Source organism: Lactobacillus sp. PV034 (genome assembly GCF_014522305.1).
Lineage (GTDB): Bacteria > Bacillota > Bacilli > Lactobacillales > Lactobacillaceae > Lactobacillus.
In genome coordinates this window covers 1,299,770-1,316,365 of sequence record NZ_CP041982.1, presented here as the reverse complement: position 1 = coordinate 1,316,365, position 16,596 = coordinate 1,299,770, and the positions used below count along the sequence as shown (strand labels likewise).

General features: G+C 34.7%; 15 protein-coding genes, 1 tRNA gene, 1 rRNA gene and 1 other annotated feature. Of the genes, 2 read left to right on the top strand and 15 right to left on the bottom strand.

What is annotated here, in order from left to right; genetic code table 11:
* Positions 1-27 precede the first annotated feature (27 nt).
* On the top strand, positions 28-1,503 hold the full coding sequence (locus FP432_RS06585; protein ID WP_265488522.1) for an SLAP domain-containing protein: 1,476 nt from the start codon (positions 28-30) through the stop codon (positions 1,501-1,503).
* 66 nt (positions 1,504-1,569) lie between these two features.
* Here FP432_RS06585 and FP432_RS06580 read toward each other — a convergent pair whose 3' ends face one another.
* A complete protein-coding gene (locus FP432_RS06580; RefSeq protein ID WP_265488521.1) occupies positions 1,570-2,490 on the bottom strand; it encodes a DMT family transporter in 921 nt (306 codons plus the stop codon).
* Between the two features lie 145 nt (positions 2,491-2,635).
* Positions 2,636-2,881, top strand: a binding site (T-box leader).
* A 56-nt stretch (positions 2,882-2,937) separates the two neighbouring features.
* Here FP432_RS06580 and asnA point away from each other — a divergent pair.
* Entirely contained in the window at positions 2,938-3,948 is a 1,011-nt protein-coding gene (gene asnA, locus FP432_RS06575) for an aspartate--ammonia ligase (protein ID WP_265488520.1), read from the top strand.
* 44 nt (positions 3,949-3,992) lie between these two features.
* On the opposite strand, the gene FP432_RS06570 is transcribed toward asnA, so the two are convergent.
* The 14 genes from FP432_RS06570 to rrf all read right to left on the bottom strand — a co-directional run bounded on the left by FP432_RS06570 (position 3,993) and on the right by rrf (position 16,583).
* Positions 3,993-4,703 (bottom strand): ABC transporter permease, encoded by a 711-nt coding sequence (locus FP432_RS06570; RefSeq protein WP_265488519.1) that lies wholly within the window; start codon positions 4,701-4,703, stop codon positions 3,993-3,995.
* Positions 4,703-5,440 carry an ABC transporter permease gene (locus FP432_RS06565; RefSeq protein ID WP_265488518.1) on the bottom strand — a complete coding sequence of 246 codons (738 nt, stop codon included), beginning with the start codon at positions 5,438-5,440 and terminating at the stop codon, positions 4,703-4,705. The genes FP432_RS06570 and FP432_RS06565 overlap by 1 nt, the downstream gene beginning before the upstream one ends.
* 1 nt (position 5,441) lies before the next feature.
* A complete protein-coding gene (locus FP432_RS06560) occupies positions 5,442-6,209 on the bottom strand; it encodes an ABC transporter ATP-binding protein (RefSeq protein ID WP_265488517.1) in 768 nt (255 codons plus the stop codon).
* A 215-nt stretch (positions 6,210-6,424) separates the two neighbouring features.
* Positions 6,425-7,609 (bottom strand): CPBP family intramembrane glutamic endopeptidase, encoded by a 1,185-nt coding sequence (locus FP432_RS06555; RefSeq protein ID WP_265488516.1) that lies wholly within the window; start codon positions 7,607-7,609, stop codon positions 6,425-6,427.
* A gap of 245 nt (positions 7,610-7,854) precedes the next feature.
* Complete coding sequence (locus FP432_RS06550; RefSeq protein ID WP_265488515.1) at positions 7,855-9,255, bottom strand: APC family permease; 1,401 nt, start codon at positions 9,253-9,255, stop codon at positions 7,855-7,857.
* Positions 9,256-9,274: 19 nt separating this feature from the next.
* A complete protein-coding gene (locus FP432_RS06545) occupies positions 9,275-10,003 on the bottom strand; it encodes a gamma-glutamyl-gamma-aminobutyrate hydrolase family protein (protein WP_265488514.1) in 729 nt (242 codons plus the stop codon).
* A 75-nt stretch (positions 10,004-10,078) separates the two neighbouring features.
* The gene (locus tag FP432_RS06540) at positions 10,079-11,470 is read right to left on the bottom strand and encodes an amino acid permease (protein WP_265488513.1); all 1,392 of its coding nucleotides are present in this window, start codon (positions 11,468-11,470) and stop codon (positions 10,079-10,081) included.
* Positions 11,460-12,866 (bottom strand): amino acid permease, encoded by a 1,407-nt coding sequence (locus tag FP432_RS06535; protein WP_265488512.1) that lies wholly within the window; start codon positions 12,864-12,866, stop codon positions 11,460-11,462. The genes FP432_RS06540 and FP432_RS06535 overlap by 11 nt, the downstream gene beginning before the upstream one ends.
* Before the next feature lie 118 nt (positions 12,867-12,984).
* On the bottom strand, positions 12,985-13,350 hold the full coding sequence (locus FP432_RS06530) for a DUF956 family protein (protein WP_265488511.1): 366 nt from the start codon (positions 13,348-13,350) through the stop codon (positions 12,985-12,987).
* 16 nt (positions 13,351-13,366) lie between these two features.
* A complete protein-coding gene (locus FP432_RS06525) occupies positions 13,367-14,287 on the bottom strand; it encodes a PTS system mannose/fructose/sorbose family transporter subunit IID (RefSeq protein WP_265488510.1) in 921 nt (306 codons plus the stop codon).
* A 28-nt stretch (positions 14,288-14,315) separates the two neighbouring features.
* Entirely contained in the window at positions 14,316-15,122 is an 807-nt protein-coding gene (locus FP432_RS06520) for a PTS mannose/fructose/sorbose transporter subunit IIC (protein WP_265488509.1), read from the bottom strand.
* A gap of 12 nt (positions 15,123-15,134) precedes the next feature.
* Positions 15,135-16,151, bottom strand: coding sequence for a PTS sugar transporter subunit IIB (locus FP432_RS06515; RefSeq protein ID WP_265488508.1), 1,017 nt, complete (start codon positions 16,149-16,151; stop codon positions 15,135-15,137).
* Positions 16,152-16,380: 229 nt separating this feature from the next.
* A tRNA-Asn gene (locus FP432_RS06510) sits at positions 16,381-16,453 on the bottom strand.
* 13 nt (positions 16,454-16,466) lie between these two features.
* A 5S ribosomal RNA gene (gene rrf, locus FP432_RS06505) occupies positions 16,467-16,583 on the bottom strand.
* Positions 16,584-16,596 lie beyond the last annotated feature (13 nt).

Here is a 16,596-nt window from a genome sequence, read left to right as displayed (position 1 = left end):
ATTAATTATTGGAGAAGGTATAATATTATGAAAATTCAAAAATCATTAGCCTTAAGTGCCGGTATTTGTGCATTAGCACTAACTGCAGTATCAACAAGTACTGCTCATGCAGCTGATACCACTACTACCAGTGCAACTACTACTCAACAACAAACAAACGTATTCCAAGCCAAAGCTGAAACTGTGAAAATTAACTACAATGCCAACTTCGGTATTGCTGTTTGGTCAAGTCCAACAGGTTCTACTACTGGTAAATTTGTATCTGGTCAAACTACTGTTAAAGTAAGCGGTAGCCAAGTAGTTAATGGTAAAACTTGGTACCTCTTAGCTGACAACTCTGGTTGGATTGACGGTCAATACGCTAGTCCTGTTACTACTTCAGCTACTACAACTTCTGAAACTAAGACTAGCCAAAAAGAAACTACTAGTTCTACTACTAGTAAAACTGATACCAAAAAAACTACTTCTGAAAAGGCTACTACAAAATCAGAAGCTGCTAAAGTTACTTCAGTTAGTGAAGTAGTCACTGTTGGTGACAATGGTGCCCCAATTTATTCAGATACTAATACAGCTGCTAAGACTGCTCGTACTTTAACTAAGGGTTCTCGTTGGCAAGCATTTAGCCGTATTGAAGCTAACAACCAAGTTTGGTACAACCTAGGTGGAAAGCAATATGTTTTAGCTAGTGACCTTGTTGGTAAAACAAGTTCTACTTCAACTCCAGCAACTACTACCACTAAAAAAGATACTAAGAAGTCAGACACTGAAACTTCAACTAAAGTAATTAATACTACTGTAAAAATTACTAGTCAAAAGGGTGCAGTTGTTTACACTAAACCTGATAGTGCAGCTAAAACTAGTCGTATTTTAGCTGATAACTCACAATGGAAAGCTTTCAAGACTGCTGATAACAATGCTTTATGGATTAACTTGGGTGGTAATCAATGGATTTTAGCTAGTGATACTAACTACTCCACTAGTTCTACTACTAATACCAAACCAGCTAAGACTACTACCACTTCTTCTACAACTACAAGCAATGTAACTGGTACTCTTCGTATTAACTACCGCCCTGGTTATGGTATTGCTGTTTGGTCACAACCAGCAAACAATATTATTAGTGGTAAGTACTTAAAGACTGGTTCTGCTTGGAAGTTCTTTGGTACCACCAATGTTAATGGACACACTTGGTACAACTTAGGTGGTAACCAATGGATTGATGGCCAATATGCTAAAGTAACCGCTGCTACTAAACCAGCAAATGATGATATTACCCAAATGGCCTTCTCATTTGCCACAGTAAATTACAAGCCTGGTTATGGCATTGCTAGCTGGTCTGCTCCTAATGGTCATGTAACTGGTAAATACTTTAAGACTGGAACTTTCTTAAATGTCCTTGCTATTACAGATGACCACCAATGGACTAAGGTAACTGATGTTGTAAGCGACCAAACAGGTTGGGTACAAACTAAATACCTTAAGGCACAATTCATTAACCAATAAACTATAATTTGACTTAAACAAAAACCTGAAAGCTAAGCTTTCAGGTTTTTTATTTTCCAGATTTTATTATTCTTTCTCTTCTTCTTTTAATTGTTTGGCTTCATTAGGTTGCCAGCTTAAGGCAAGAACTGCCAAAATAATCATTACTGAACCTAGCCAATCAATTGGTGCCATTACTAACCCAAAAATAATTACTGATCCAATTGTAGCTGATACTGGTTCAAAAGCATCTAATAAAGTTGCAGTAGAAGGTTGAATATAACGAAGGGCACCCATCATCCACTGGAATGGAATTAAAGTTCCAATAACAATTACTCCCAACATCAACCAAAAGATAGTCATATTTGCTGGTAATTTTGGCCAAACTGGATGAGCAATAAAAAGTGCAATTCCAGCCGCTAACAACCCCCAACCTGTAACGACAATGCTTGAGGTATGATCTAGTAATCTTCGCGGAATAAGTGTATTAGTAGCAACTCCAATGGCTGATAAAAATCCCCAAAATAAAATACTTGGCGATAAAGACAATTCATTAAAGTGACCATGAGTAGCTAAAAAGAAAACCCCAACAAAGGCAAAAATAGCTGCTAACAGATCAATTTTACGTAAAATTTGATGTTCAAAGAAAACCATGTAAAACATAACAAAAAATGGACCAACAAATTGCAAAATTGTCGCAATTGAAGCATTAGCTTCTTGCACTACCATAAAGTAACAAAATTGTACTGGTACTAAACCCAATAAACCATACGAAAAGACAGTAATTGCATCTTTTCTATTAGTTACCGTCTTCAGTGGTTTTTTCCCTGTAACTTGGGCAAAGATTAAAAGTAAAATTCCACTTACAATCATCCTTACTTGCGTAACCCAGATTGGTGTAATTTCAGAACTAATATTAAAAAGTCCTTTTGCAAAAAGACCAGATATTCCCCAAAACACACAGGCAAGCGCAGCTAAAAAAGTCCATAATCTTTTTTTATTCTTCATTATTTTCAGTCCTTTAAAATCATTACTCCTAATCTTAACAAAAAAAAATCGTTAAACTCAACCAAGATTTTTAAATAATTTATTATATTAACTGTTGATTTTTTTATTTAAATGAGCTTTAATATAAACAATAATAATTCAATTTCTAAATGCAATAAAGAAGACGAGTAAATAAGTTATTCTTGCAGTGAACTAGTGGTAGTGAAAAACTAGTAGACCCTAACTTATCGAAAAACACTTCTCTAGCAGCTCACCGAAATATTTTTAAAGTAAGTGAAGTCGTCACCGGTACGTTACCTAGCCGGTAGAATATGATTGTATTCTATTAAGTCGGTCTAGTTTATACTAGGCAATTTAGGTGGTACCGCGGAAAAAGCCTTTCGTCCTGAACTATTCAGGAGTGAAGGGCTTTTCTTTTCTCCTAAATTTTAACTGAGGGAGAAAAATATGAGTTTAATTTTACCAAAAGATTATCAACCTACTTTAACTATTCGTGATACTGAAGCAGCAATTGTCTGCATTAGAGATACTTTTCAAGCCGAATTAGCTTCACAGCTAAATGTACAAAGAATGTCAGCTCCTTTATTCGTTGATAAGGCTACTGGACTTAATGATAACTTAAATGGTGTAGAACGGCCTGTTGGCTTTGACATGAAAGCTATCCCTGATGCTGAAATTGAAATTGTTCATTCACTTGCTAAATGGAAACGCCTCGCTCTTAAAAAGTACGGTTTTAGAGTTCATGAGGGCCTTTATACTAATATGAATGCTATTCGTCGTGATGAAGACTTAGATAACTTCCATTCCATTTACGTAGATCAATGGGACTGGGAAAAAATCATTAGAAAAAGTGAAAGAAATATTAGTACTCTTGAAGTAACAGTTAACCAAATTTTTAAAGCAATCAAGAAGACTGAAAAAGTTGTTGCTAGTCGTTACCCTAGCTCAACTTATCACTTACCTGGACATGTATCTTTTGTAACTACACAAGAATTAGAGGATCGCTGGCCAGAATTAAGTCCTGAGGAACGTGAAGATCGAATTGCTCAAGAAGAAAAAGCTGTCTTTTTGATGAAAATTGGTGATAAATTAAAACGTAGCAATCAACCACATGATGGTCGTGCACCCGACTATGATGATTGGGAACTAAATGGTGACTTAATTTTCTGGTATGAGCCATTACAACGTAAACTAGAAATTTCATCTATGGGTATTCGCGTCAGTGAAGATAGTTTACGCAGCCAGTTAAAGAAAGCCGATGCAGAAGAAAGATTATCTCTTCCTTTCCACCAAATGCTCTTAAATGGTGAACTACCATATACAATTGGTGGAGGAATCGGTCAGTCTCGCTTATGTATGTTACTTTTAGGAAAAGCACATATTGGCGAAGTGCAGGCAAGTATTTGGCCAAAGGACATGGTAGAAGCTTGTGAAGCTAACAATATTCAATTACTTTAATTGCAATAAAAAATCACGTACTTTTGTAGTACGTGATTTTCTTTTTATCTTGATTTCTTTGTTTGAATTTTATTAAAAATCAAAGCTACTAAATACCAGGCTAATAACTTCCAAATAATGACTAACAATTCTTGATTAAAACAATACTCTGATTGAATCCAATTTAAAATGTTACTCATTGGAAATAAGTCAGCTACTACTTTTAACCACAAAGGATATTGCGTTACCGGAATAATTACACCTGACAAAATTATAATGACACCAATTAAAAAGTTAGAAAGCCAATAAGGATTTTCCTTTCCTCTCCCAGCAATTGCCGAAATATACCCTAAAATAATTGCTATTACTCCAAAAAAGAGTAAAGAAATTAATACCTTTGGCAGTAAATTTAACTGATGTAAAAATGATAAGCCAATTAACATTAACACAATAACTTCAACTACCATTACTCCAAAGGCAATCAATATTTTAGGAAGCCAATAATTCCCAAATTTAGGTTTAATCGAAATTATTTCTTCACTTACTCCTAAATTTTGGTCCATTACAAAGCTACCAACAATTACCCCAATGATAGTTGCCATTCCCGTATCCATTAAACTTCCAAGCAAGATACGAGTATAATCTTGGTTCCCACTAAACGCAATCAACAATAACATGATTAACGAAACGATAGGTAAAATTAAATAAGTTACCACTACAGTAGGAACACTATCAAAATTTCCGATTGATTTAAAAGTTATACGATAATTTTTCATTAGAAGATCTCCAACCTATTTTCTTTTATTGCTCTTTGAATTATTACATTAGTCATTTTCAATGCACTTAAAATAAACAAGATAATAATCAAAAAATAAAAAATTATCGTTATCGGTTTAACTGCCTGATGATAAATAATCTGAATCGGCAAAGTCAAAGGACTTAGCAGCTGAAACGGTTCCAGATAAGGCAGTAAAACTGGCGGAATAGTTAAAAATCCTGATAATAGTAAGATTGGCAATAACAATAACTCTTCATATTGCATCGCATGCTTTGATAAAACAAAAATCAAACTGACTACATAACTAAGAACTGTCGCTGTAAACCACAAGACTACAATACCTAGTAAAAGTTGCCAGCTTAAATAGTTTACTGGAATCCCTAAAATAAATGCCTCTAAAGCCGACAAAGGGAAGGCAACCAAACCATAAATAGCAGCTGGTGCTAGAGTAGCTAGTAAAATTTCAAATGGTGGTAATGCCCCATTTAAAAGATGAGGCAAGGTTCCTTGGAATCTTTGAAAACCTAGTGCTCCGCCACTGGTAGTACAAGAAGCCCATAATCCAATTACTCCAGCTATCAACCACTCTTGTCCTGAATAATCATGATGAACATAATGAGCTAAGTATTCATAAAGCATCATCATGCTGGTCTGAATTAAGACTAAATTTACAAAATATGTATTTTTTACATATTCTTTGACTTGAAAACCAATTAAATGAAGAAATCTTTGCATATTAATCTCTCCTTTTTAATTGATCTGCCACTTGCAAATAAGTTTTTTCCAGACTTTCATTTTGGTTTACTTTTGCAAATTCCTTTAGTGCGCCTATATCTCCGCTAAAATGAATTTCTCCTCCACCAATCAGAAAAATCCTATCCGCTAAGTTCTCAATATCTGCCATATCATGACTAGTTAATATAATTCCATGACCTTGTTCTTTTAACTTTTTAACAAGTGCTCGAATCTCATAAACTGCTTCAACATCTAATCCTGCAGTCGGCTCATCGAGCATTAATATTTTGGGATTATTAACTAAACCACGAGCAATATGTAATCTTTGGAGCATCCCTTTAGAAAAAGTACCGGCTTTTTTATCACCAACATTAGCCAATTCTACAGTTTCTAACGCCTCTTCTACATTTTGGTTTAATTCTTTTTCTTTAACGTCTAGTAATCTTCCAAAAAATCGTAAATTTTCTCTGGCAGTCGCATTATTATAAAAACCACGATCTCCACCAAAAACGACACCCATTTTTCTCCTTGCCTTGCGTGGCTCTTTAAGAAGATTAATTCCCATAACTTCGATAGCTCCTGCTGTTGGAACTAAATAATTAGAAATAGATTTTAAAAGTGTAGTTTTTCCTGCTCCATTAGGTCCAATAAAGGAAATAACTTCACTTTCATGTAAATCAAAACTGATATCTTTTACTGCGTGAAAAACTTTATCTTTTTCCTTAAAGTCACGCTTAATATGATTAGCTTCTAATAATATATTTGTCATTCTTTATCCTGTACATATTCTTTCTATTAACATAATTTCTAACTTTTGTTTTTACTAATTCAATTGCACTCATATGCTTCTCCATTCATATTATTAAAATTAAATTTATTTTTATTAAAATATATTAATTTTATTTTTAAATTATGTCAATATTTCTTAGTTTTATTTTATTCAAAATAAAAGGCGTTAATTTTAATTAACGTCTTTTAGAATAATTATTCTGTTTGTTCAAACATCGGTGCAACTATTCGTTTCGCATTTTCTTCTAATACTTGCTGTCGCTTACCAAACATCATCCAAATGTAAACAATCACTGGTGCAACTACAGAAACCAGCAAAATTGTCCAAGTAACAGGGTCATTTGTCCATTTACTAGGCAAATCTCCACCTTCTTGCACAAAAACAAAAAAATCTAAACAAAAATGTTCAATCATTGGTAACCATAACTTACCACTATAAAGGTATAAAATCCCCAAATATAATCCTGCTGCAAAAGTAGTAGCAATTTGATCAAGCGTAGAGCCAAGATCTTGCCAACCCAGATTACTTAAGTGAGATAAGCCAAATAAGCCTGCACTAATCAAAATAGTTAGATTAACACGATTTTTATAATTTCGTAACCCATATAGCAAGATAATGATATTCAAATAGCGCATCATTTCTTCTAAAATTCCTGCTTCTAGTGCAGATGCAAAACTGTTATAAGTAAACTTCATAGGAGCTGCACCATAAGATAGGAATACAGAGGCTACTGTATTCCCATTAGCACCAAAGTCATTCCAAATAATGTCCCAAATTCCATAAACTATTAGGGCAATTAATACAAGATACGAAAAATTTTGACTCTTAATAAATTTTAAATCTGGATTAAACTTGAACCCCCAAGCTTGTGCCAAATAGCATCCCGTGATCACAAATGCGATTGCAGCTAATAATCCATTTGACATCGTCTGATGAATTATTTTATCCGTTCCTTTAATAGTCGGTGTTGCAAAAATTATTTCCATTAACCAACCCACTGCAATTAGTCGTGGAATTGTCCATTTTACTTTACTTACTACACCAACTACAAAGGGAATATCTAACACAAGATAAATTACAAAAAAGATAATAGAAATTAAAATCTCAGCATTAGAGAAGTGTTTTACCAAAAATTGATATGCTAACTTCCATGCTCCTTGTAAAACAATTGGAACAGTAAAAATTAAAATCCATCGTAACAAGATTGCTAATTTTGCCGGAATATTTCGGACATAGAGGGCTACTAGGTCGACAATGATTGTTACTAATAAAATAATCTTTGTTGAATTTTGTTTATTACCAAGTAATTCTCCCAATGAAATAATAATTGCTCCAATAACTATTTCAGCGATTAGGTAATTTTTCCAATACTTTTTCATTAGTAATTTCGTCTCCCATATTTGAGGTGACTTTGAGTATATAAAATTTTCACTTTTAAATAAAGACCCAATAGTGTTATTTATTGGCCAAAATTATTTTTTACTACAAAAAAAGGCTCTTGCACTAGCAAGAGCCCAAGCTTATTAAATTATTAGACACCATAAAACGGCATCCAGTAATAGATTAAATCTATTACATTTTATTATACTCAATTTTCTTAAAAATAAACTAATAAATTACTGTTTTATATTTCAGTATTCTTATCAAACTTAGAGATAATAAACATAATAATTGGTAAAATAACAAAGCCAAAGACAATCATCGCAATTGCATACCAGTTAATTCCAGTAACTACCCCATTAGCATTGACTATACCAAACTGGGTTTTCCAATTATATTCAACCAATAAGAAAATAACCAATAAAATAGAAATAACTGGTGCTACTACGTCAGTCCAAACATTCTTTGAAGCTTTTAAGACTGTCTCTGAGGTCTTTCCTCTGAAGAACTGAATTACGGCTAAGGGCACAACAATGAAACCAAAGAATCTTACCATCGCACTTAAAGTAATAATATTGGTCATATTATATTCAAATGCTAAAGGAATTAAGATTGCCAATGCTACTGAAACAAAGAAAGTCCTTACTGGGAAATTGTTCTTAGTTCTCTTAGTTAAACTTGCTGATAATTGTTTCTCTCTTGCCATCGCTTCTAAAATACGAGGAGCATTAAAACTTGAAGCTACATTAATTCCAAACATTGAAATTAAGGCACCAACTAAGATAATATCACGCAAAATTTCGTTCTTAAAAATTGCAGCAATAGCAACTACTTGTGTAGTTGTCATCAAAGCAGCCGGATTAAGAACCATTGCAACCGCTACTACCCCAATATAAACAACGGCAATTACCAAAATGGCTAATGGAATAGCGCGTGGTAAGTTCTTTTGTGGTTCTTTCATATCCTCTGAACCTGAAGCTACTGATTCAAATCCTGTAAAGGCATAGAAAGCAGAAACAACTGCCATTACAAATCCGGTAGTGGTCAAAGTTGGAACAATTTGCTTACCATCTCTAGTAATATGATCGACATAGTCTAAATTATGAGAAGCACCAGTCATAATTAGTAAAACTACTCCAGCTACAATAATCAAAACTAAAGCAGCTAATTTACCAATTGTGGCCAAGTTCATTACATATTTCAAAACTTTTTGTCCAAACAAATTGATAATCGTAATAATTGCCATTAAAATCAAAAATCCCCAGGTAACGCCCCACTTATTATTAGGATCACCACCAAAGATAGAAATAGTTGATTTAACAACACCAACTGCCATTACTCCCCAAGCAACACTAGCTGAAAAGTAACGTAAAATTCCCATGTAGAATCCAACATTTTTACCAAATGCAGCCTTGGCATAAGCATAAGCTGCGCCAGACTTAGTCACGTACTTTGCTGCTGCCGCAAATGAAATGGCTAAAACAGATGCAATTAAAGCAGCGATGAAATAAACCCACAAGGTCTTAGAACCAGCTTGTTGAACAACGCTTTGTGGCGTCAAGAAAATACCAGAACCAATAATAGCGTTAATGGCCAAGAATACTATCGACCAAAAACCTAATTTATCATTTTCACTTTTACTCATTTATTATTCTCTTTCTTAATTATCTTTTTTCAGCGTGATCAATAATGTATTTAAATAAGTTATTTTGGAATGGAACAACACGATGCAACATTTCAGGATGCCATTGAACACCAATTACTGATGCATCTTTATTTTCAATTGCTTCCACTACTCCATCAACACATTTGGCAGCTACTGTGAAATCAGGAGCCACTTTTTTTACAATTTGATGGTGGAATGAATTAGTTAAAAATTCATCTTTACCAAGAATATTGGCAATCTTAGAATTAGGATCTGCCTTAACAGTATGGGTAACCAACGTTGGAGTTTGATTTTGTGAGTGTTTTAATGTCTTTTCTTTACGATAACTCAAATCTTGATAAAGACTGCCACCGTGGGCCACGTTAATAATTTGCATCCCCCGACAAATGCCTAAGACAGGAATATTATTCTCTTCCGCTAATTTTAATAAGCGCATATCAAAGACATCTCGCTCCGGCCAGACATCACCAATCTTCTGTTCTAATTCTTCACCATAATTATGAGGATCAACATCATGTCCACCCGATAGCACAAGTCCCTGTACATTCAAAAGTTGTGCTTTAACTACTTCTTCATCTTCATTAAATGGAATGATATAAGGAATTCCACCATTTTGTACAATTGAATCTACATAATCTTCATTTACATAACTACGACGATAACCGGGAAACATCCCTCCATCATCGATTATCACTGAACCTGAAATACCAATAATCGGTTTAGTCATGTTTTATTCCTCCCTTTTAGTATACTTTTAAATTACTATACAAAAGAAATCCACTTACTACAAGTAAGATAAAAATTATTTAGCATCTTTTGGTGAACGATGACGAATTAAATAGCTTAATACCGCAGCTACTAAGACTGCTAATCCCACAGTTACAGAAATTCTAGTATCAGGATTGATAAACATGAAAATCACAATCACGATTAGCATAAATGATGCAAAATAATTTGAATAAGGATAAAATGGCAATTTAAAAGGATGTTTTTTCATCAATTCAGCATTCTGTTTTCTAAACTTAAGTTCTGCAAAGAGAATCACAAACCATGCCACCATTCCTGGTAAAACTGATGAACTATAAACTACCACAAAAAGATTTCCGATTGATTTATTTAAAGTTGAAACAAGACAATTTAAAATAAAACCAATTAAAATTCCACTAGTAATTCCAATTATTGCTCGATTAGGAACTATTCTCTTTGAAATATTAGCAAATGTCTTAGGGGCATCTCCCTCTTGTCCAAGCTTGAAAAGCATTCGACTAGATGAATAAATTCCAGAATTGGCTCCTGAAAGTGCAGCAGTCAAGACGACAAAGTTAATAATTCCTGCAGCAGCTGTAATTCCTACTTTTGTAAATGTTTCCACAAATGGTGAACCAATGGCTTTTAATTGATCCCAAGGATAAATTGTAATAATTACAAAAATTGCTCCTACATAGAAGATTAAAATACGCCAGAGGACTGATTTTACACTTTTGACAACAGCTTTTTGTGGATTAGCAACTTCTCCTGCAGAAATTCCAATCAATTCAATTCCTTGATAAGAACCAACAATAACGGCCATAGAAAAGAAGAAACCTTTAATTCCATTAGGGAAAAATCCACCATGCCTCCAAAGATTACTAAAACCAATAGCATGACCATGATTACCAAAACCAAATAAGATTACTAGTAATCCTAAAATAATCATTAAGACAATAGTTACTACTTTAATCATAGCAAACCAAAATTCTAAAGCACCATATGCCTTGGCACTAGCTAAATTTGCCAGTAGTAATAAGAAAATAATAATTATACCCGACCAAAAGATATTAATATTTGGCCACCAAAATTCCAAATACTCAGTAGCCGCAACAACTTCTGAAATTCCTACTACTACATATTGAAAAACAGCCGCCCATTCAGCCAAATATCCTGCTAGGGGTGACACATATTCGGTCGCATAATCCGCAAAAGAACCTGTACTTGGATTAACATACAGCATTTCTCCAAGTGCTCTCATAACGATATAGAGAATTACACCAACAAAGATGTAGGCTAGCAATACTGATGGACCTGCCCACTTGATTGTTGAAGTTGATCCCATAAAAAGACCAACACCAATTGCTCCACCAAGTGAAATCATTTCCATCTGTCCTGCAGTCATCGAACGTTTTAGTTGCGGTGAGTGGGGCTTTTTATTTGCCATTATCTACTTCTCCCTTATTGTTTTTAAGTCCATGACGAATAATATAAATTAATGCTGCTACTATTAAAACAACAGCTCCAACAATCACAGAAACTCGTGTTTCTGAATTAATTAACATAAAAATTACAATTACAATAAGCATGACAAATGCAAAGTAATTTGAAAACGGATATAGAGGTAATTTAAAAAGGTGATTTTCTAATAAGTCAGGGTTATTTTTTCTAAAACGTAATTCAGCCAGTAAAATCACAAACCACGGAATCATACCTGGTAACACTGAGGATGAGAAGACGACAACAAATAAGTCGGACATTGACTTATTTGCCATCGCAGCGAGTACATTAACTACAAAACCAATAAAAATTCCCCCGGAAATACCTAAAATTGCTCGACTAGGAACTATTCTTTTTGAAATATGACCAAAGGTTTTGGGAGCATCTCCATCATGTGCTAATTTAAAAAGCATTCGACTAGATGAATAAATACCCGAGTTAGCACTAGAGAGAGCAGCTGTTAAAACTACAAAGTTAATAATACTTGCTGCTGCAGTAATTCCAACCTTGGCAAATGTAGTAACAAATGGTGAACCCAAATTACTTAACTTATCCCATGGATAAATGGTTACAATTACAAAGATTGCTCCTACATAGAAAATTAAAATACGCCAAAGTACTGATTTTACACTTTTTACGATGGCTTTTTGGGGATGAGCAACTTCTCCAGCAGAAATTCCCAACAGCTCAATTCCTTCGTAAGAACCTACAATAATCGACATTGAGAATAAGAAGCCTTTAAATCCACCGGTAAAGAAACCGCCGTGACTCCATAGATTACTAAAACCAATTGGATGACCATGATTACCAAAACCAAATAAAATAATTGAGAAGCCAAGAATAATCATCAAAATAATCGTAATTACCTTGATCATAGCAAACCAAAATTCTAAAGTTCCATAAGCCTTAGCACTAACTAAATTAGCAAATACTAAAAAGGCAATAATAATTACCCCTGACCAAAAGGCACTTACATTGGGCCACCAGAATTTTAAATATTCTGTTGCCGCAACTACTTCAGACATCCCAACGACAATGTATTCAAATACATTTGCCCATTCAGCCATGTATCCTGCTATCGGATGCACATATTCTGTTGCATAATCTGCAAATGAGCCTGTACCAGGATTAATATAAAGCATCTCACCAAGAGCACGCATAACTATGTATAAAATTAATCCAACAAAGATATAAGCTAATAAGACTGATGGCCCTGTCCATTTAATAGTTGAAGTTGATCCCATAAACAGACCAACACCAATTGCTCCACCAAGAGAAATCATTTCCATCTGTCCAGCAGTCATTGACCGCTTCAATTGTGGACTGGATGTTTTTTTACTCATAAATCTTAAACTCCCCGTTTTAAGTTTATTGCAATATTAATATTATTTTAATACAAGAAGAGAACCTTGCATAGAGGCATAAAAAAAGACTTTAGAGGAAAACTCCTCTAAAGTCTTTTTACTTTTTATGAAAAATATTTCTTTTTACTTTTTGCCATGCACTTAATGCACGCCTCATTCTCTCTGCTGGAATGTGCTGATTAATTGCTTTTAGTGTTTGTCGCGCATGACGGGAAGCAAAAATAAAATCTCCATTTAATCTTGTGCAAATTTTAAATCGTGGAATATATTTTCCGCCAAAATACACATCAGCTATCACATAGGTGATTTCTTCCCAAGGAATTTGAACATAATCATTAACATTGTTGTCACGATAAAATTCAAAACCCTTGTCGCCTATCATCAATTTACCATAGCTTGGACCACCGCGGAACCAAGTTGCTGGATCAATATATTCTGCTTTCGTATTTAAAGACTGAACCATAAATTCCTCTTCACAATTATAATAATCCGATTACGTGGCCAGCAATACCTAAAACAAAGATACCAATGATAATAATAATTGGAGAAACTTTCTTCTTTAAAAGCCACATACATAAGAATGTAAGAAGCAAAGCTGCTAAACCAGGAATTAATTTATCCAAGTTTTCTTGCAAGGTAGTAAGCTTGTAAGGTTCCAAAGATTTACCAGTTCCTAAGTTATATTGAACTAATGCTTCTTTTACACCATTAATACCCTTTGGTAATTTATCCCAGTGAATATAATCACCGCTTTGTAACTTAGCCTTTGAAATAACTGGCGTAAACTTAATTACAACCCAACGTTGAATTAAAGCACCAATAACGAACATACCCATCATTGAAGCACCACGGGTTACTTTTTGTAGTAAACCACCTGAGACATCTTCAGTGATCTTAGTACCAGTTCTATATCCGAATTCTTGAGTGTACCATTTTACAGCCCAAGCCATAATATTCCAAATTACGTAGAATAATATAGGACCTAATACATTTCCAGTTACAGCTAGGGCAGCACCCATTGCTGCTAAAATAGGTCTGATAGTAAACCAGAATACTGGATCACCAACACCAGCCAAAGGTCCCATCATTCCGACTTTTACACCAGAGATAGCCGCATTATCAACTTCAGCACCATTTGCACGATCTTCTTCCAAAGCCAAGGTAACACCAAAAATTGGGTTTGCCATAAATGGGTGAGTGTTAAAGAACTCTAAGTGACGTTTTAGAGCTGCAGCACGATCTTCCTTATTTTTATATAATTTTTTAATTGCAGGAATCATTGAGAAGACGAAACCGCCATTTTGCATTCTTTCATAGTTAAATGAAGCTAAAAGGAAGTAAGAACGCAAGAAAACTTTTCGTCTATCATTTTTTGATAAAGTAACTTTTTTATCAGCCATCTTTTACTACTCCTTATCTATTTTTTCTTTAATAGTCATCTAAAATATCTCCAAGTGGATCTCCACTATTGTTAGAACCTCCACCATTTGAGCTATTTTCATTTTTACCTTCAAGAGTTAGATAAAGAAGAGCTAAGACAACTCCGATAATACCTAAACTGATCAAAGTTAATTCGTTCAAAGCTGCAAGAGCAAAACCAAGGAAGAAGAATGGCCATACTTCTTTACTTGCCATCATGTTAATAACCATTGCATAACCAACGGCAACAACCATGTTACCACCAATAGTCATACCTTGTGTAAACCATGCTGGCATTGATTCCAAACCTTGACGAACTACATCAGCTGGAATAGCCAATAATAAGGCAGCTGGAATAGCAACACGTAATCCTTGTAATGCTAAACCAATAAATTGCCATACTTCGATAGATTTGTAATTTGCTTCTTCAGCTTTTCTATCCATGATATGTGCAATACCAACGGTGATAGTACGTACAAGCATAGTTAAGAATAATCCAGCTACAGCAAGTGGTACAGCAAGACCTACGGCTGTACCGATACCGGCAGGTCCGGTCCCACCTTCAATTAAAATAATAGCAGCTGCAATTCCGGCAAGAGATGCATCAGGTGCCATGGCAGCACCAACATTAGCCCATCCCATTGCGATAAATTGTAATTGTCCACCTAGCATTACTCCTAATTCAAGATGGCCAGTTACCAATCCAATTAATGTACATGCTACTAAAGGTTGGTATGTTTCCATTTGATCCATAACACTGGAACAACCAACAATAAAAGCTATTAATACTACTAGGATCATTTGAATCCCATTCATTGCTTAATCCTCCTATTTTTTGTTTTCGGCTAAAAGTTTTTCTGCCTTATCAACTAATTCATTGATATTCAATGGCTTATCCCCAGGTACTCCGCGAACATCAAACTTAACGCCTAATTTTTCTAATTCTTTAATTGTGTCGATATCTTTTTGATCAAAAGATAAAGCTTTTGTTACATTAACCTTACCTTCTTTATAAGCTGAAGAACCTAAATTAATTTCTTTAATTGGAACACCGGCTTTGATTGCAGCTAAGGCATCTTCAACATTTTCAAAAAGCAATAAAGCACGAGTATCACCAAAACGTGGATCTTTTTCGACCTCAGCCATCTTTTTGATTGGAACTACGTGAGCATGTACTCCAGAAGGAGCAGCTTGCTTAATCATATTCTTTCTCAAATTATCCTTAGAAACATTGTCAGAAACTACAATAATTCTATTCGGTTGAGTCTGTTTAGTCCATCCAGTCGCAACTTGACCATGCAATAATCTTGTATCAACACGCGCCAAAACATGCTTAATGTGGCCATCTCCAAGAACAGTACCTTCAGGTATGGTTCCATTCTTAACTACATCAGCAACTTCATCATCTTTACTTTGAGAAGAAGCAGCCTTTTCTTCTTTAGGCATTAAGGATTCAGGTTGGGTTTTGATCCCCTCTCTACCTGGTTCCACGATTGCACTGGCAATGTCATGAGCATTATCACTAGCAAGCCTTTGACCTAATGCTTCGATTACCATTGGCAAATTCATTCCAGACACTATTGCCCAAGTATCTTCATGTTCTTTAACTAAGTTATTTGCTTGATTAAATGGTGTTCCACCCCATAAATCAACAATAAAAAGTACTTGTTCTTGATTATCGAAAGATGTAACAGCCTCTTCCATCTTTTTTCTAATGTCATCCGGTCCTTCATCAGGCTTTAAAATGACATGTGCTAGATTTTCTTGCTTACCAAAAATCATTTGAGCAGATTGAAAAATTCCATCTGCAAAACCACCATGACTGGCAAGTATAATTCCAACCATATGAATCCTCCCTACAATATGATAGCGTTTTCTTGTATTTTCAAAAGAAAAACCTGATTCCTCAATCAGGTATAAGAATGCTGCTTTTAGCCTTGTTGTTAGATACAAAGTTTAGCTAAGTAGAGTATAACAAAAAGATAATTACAAAAAAGCGTTTTCTTAAAATAATTTTATAAAATAAAAAAAGAGGAAGAACAAAATGTTCTTCCTCTTTTACTCTCACCACTTACTCCGGCTGTCAGACTCGAACTGACGACAGCCTGATTAACAGTCAGGTGCTCTACCAACTGAGCTAAGCCGGAATATTAAAAAAGAGCACGGCAACTTCCTATCCTCGCAGGCAGTTTCCCACCAACTACTTTCGGCGTGGAGAAGCTTAACTTCTGTGTTCGGCATGGGAACAGGTGTATCCTTCTCGCTTTCGCCACCGTACTCTTTTGAGCTT

Excerpts from the sequence above, each read along its gene's own strand:
- FP432_RS06585 (WP_265488522.1), top strand. The coding sequence starts at position 28 with ATGAAAATTCAAAAATCATTAGCCTTAAGTGCCGGTATTTGTGCATTA.
- FP432_RS06580 (WP_265488521.1), bottom strand. The coding sequence starts at position 2,490 with ATGAAGAATAAAAAAAGATTATGGACTTTTTTAGCTGCGCTTGCCTGT.
- asnA (WP_265488520.1), top strand. The coding sequence starts at position 2,938 with ATGAGTTTAATTTTACCAAAAGATTATCAACCTACTTTAACTATTCGT.
- FP432_RS06570 (WP_265488519.1), bottom strand. The coding sequence starts at position 4,703 with ATGAAAAATTATCGTATAACTTTTAAATCAATCGGAAATTTTGATAGT.
- FP432_RS06565 (WP_265488518.1), bottom strand. The coding sequence starts at position 5,440 with ATGCAAAGATTTCTTCATTTAATTGGTTTTCAAGTCAAAGAATATGTA.
- FP432_RS06560 (WP_265488517.1), bottom strand. The coding sequence starts at position 6,209 with ATGACAAATATATTATTAGAAGCTAATCATATTAAGCGTGACTTTAAG.
- FP432_RS06555 (WP_265488516.1), bottom strand. The coding sequence starts at position 7,609 with ATGAAAAAGTATTGGAAAAATTACCTAATCGCTGAAATAGTTATTGGA.
- FP432_RS06550 (WP_265488515.1), bottom strand. The coding sequence starts at position 9,255 with ATGAGTAAAAGTGAAAATGATAAATTAGGTTTTTGGTCGATAGTATTC.
- FP432_RS06545 (WP_265488514.1), bottom strand. The coding sequence starts at position 10,003 with ATGACTAAACCGATTATTGGTATTTCAGGTTCAGTGATAATCGATGAT.
- FP432_RS06540 (WP_265488513.1), bottom strand. The coding sequence starts at position 11,470 with ATGGCAAATAAAAAGCCCCACTCACCGCAACTAAAACGTTCGATGACT.
- FP432_RS06535 (WP_265488512.1), bottom strand. The coding sequence starts at position 12,866 with ATGAGTAAAAAAACATCCAGTCCACAATTGAAGCGGTCAATGACTGCT.
- FP432_RS06530 (WP_265488511.1), bottom strand. The coding sequence starts at position 13,350 with ATGGTTCAGTCTTTAAATACGAAAGCAGAATATATTGATCCAGCAACT.
- FP432_RS06525 (WP_265488510.1), bottom strand. The coding sequence starts at position 14,287 with ATGGCTGATAAAAAAGTTACTTTATCAAAAAATGATAGACGAAAAGTT.
- FP432_RS06520 (WP_265488509.1), bottom strand. The coding sequence starts at position 15,122 with ATGAATGGGATTCAAATGATCCTAGTAGTATTAATAGCTTTTATTGTT.
- FP432_RS06515 (WP_265488508.1), bottom strand. The coding sequence starts at position 16,151 with ATGGTTGGAATTATACTTGCCAGTCATGGTGGTTTTGCAGATGGAATT.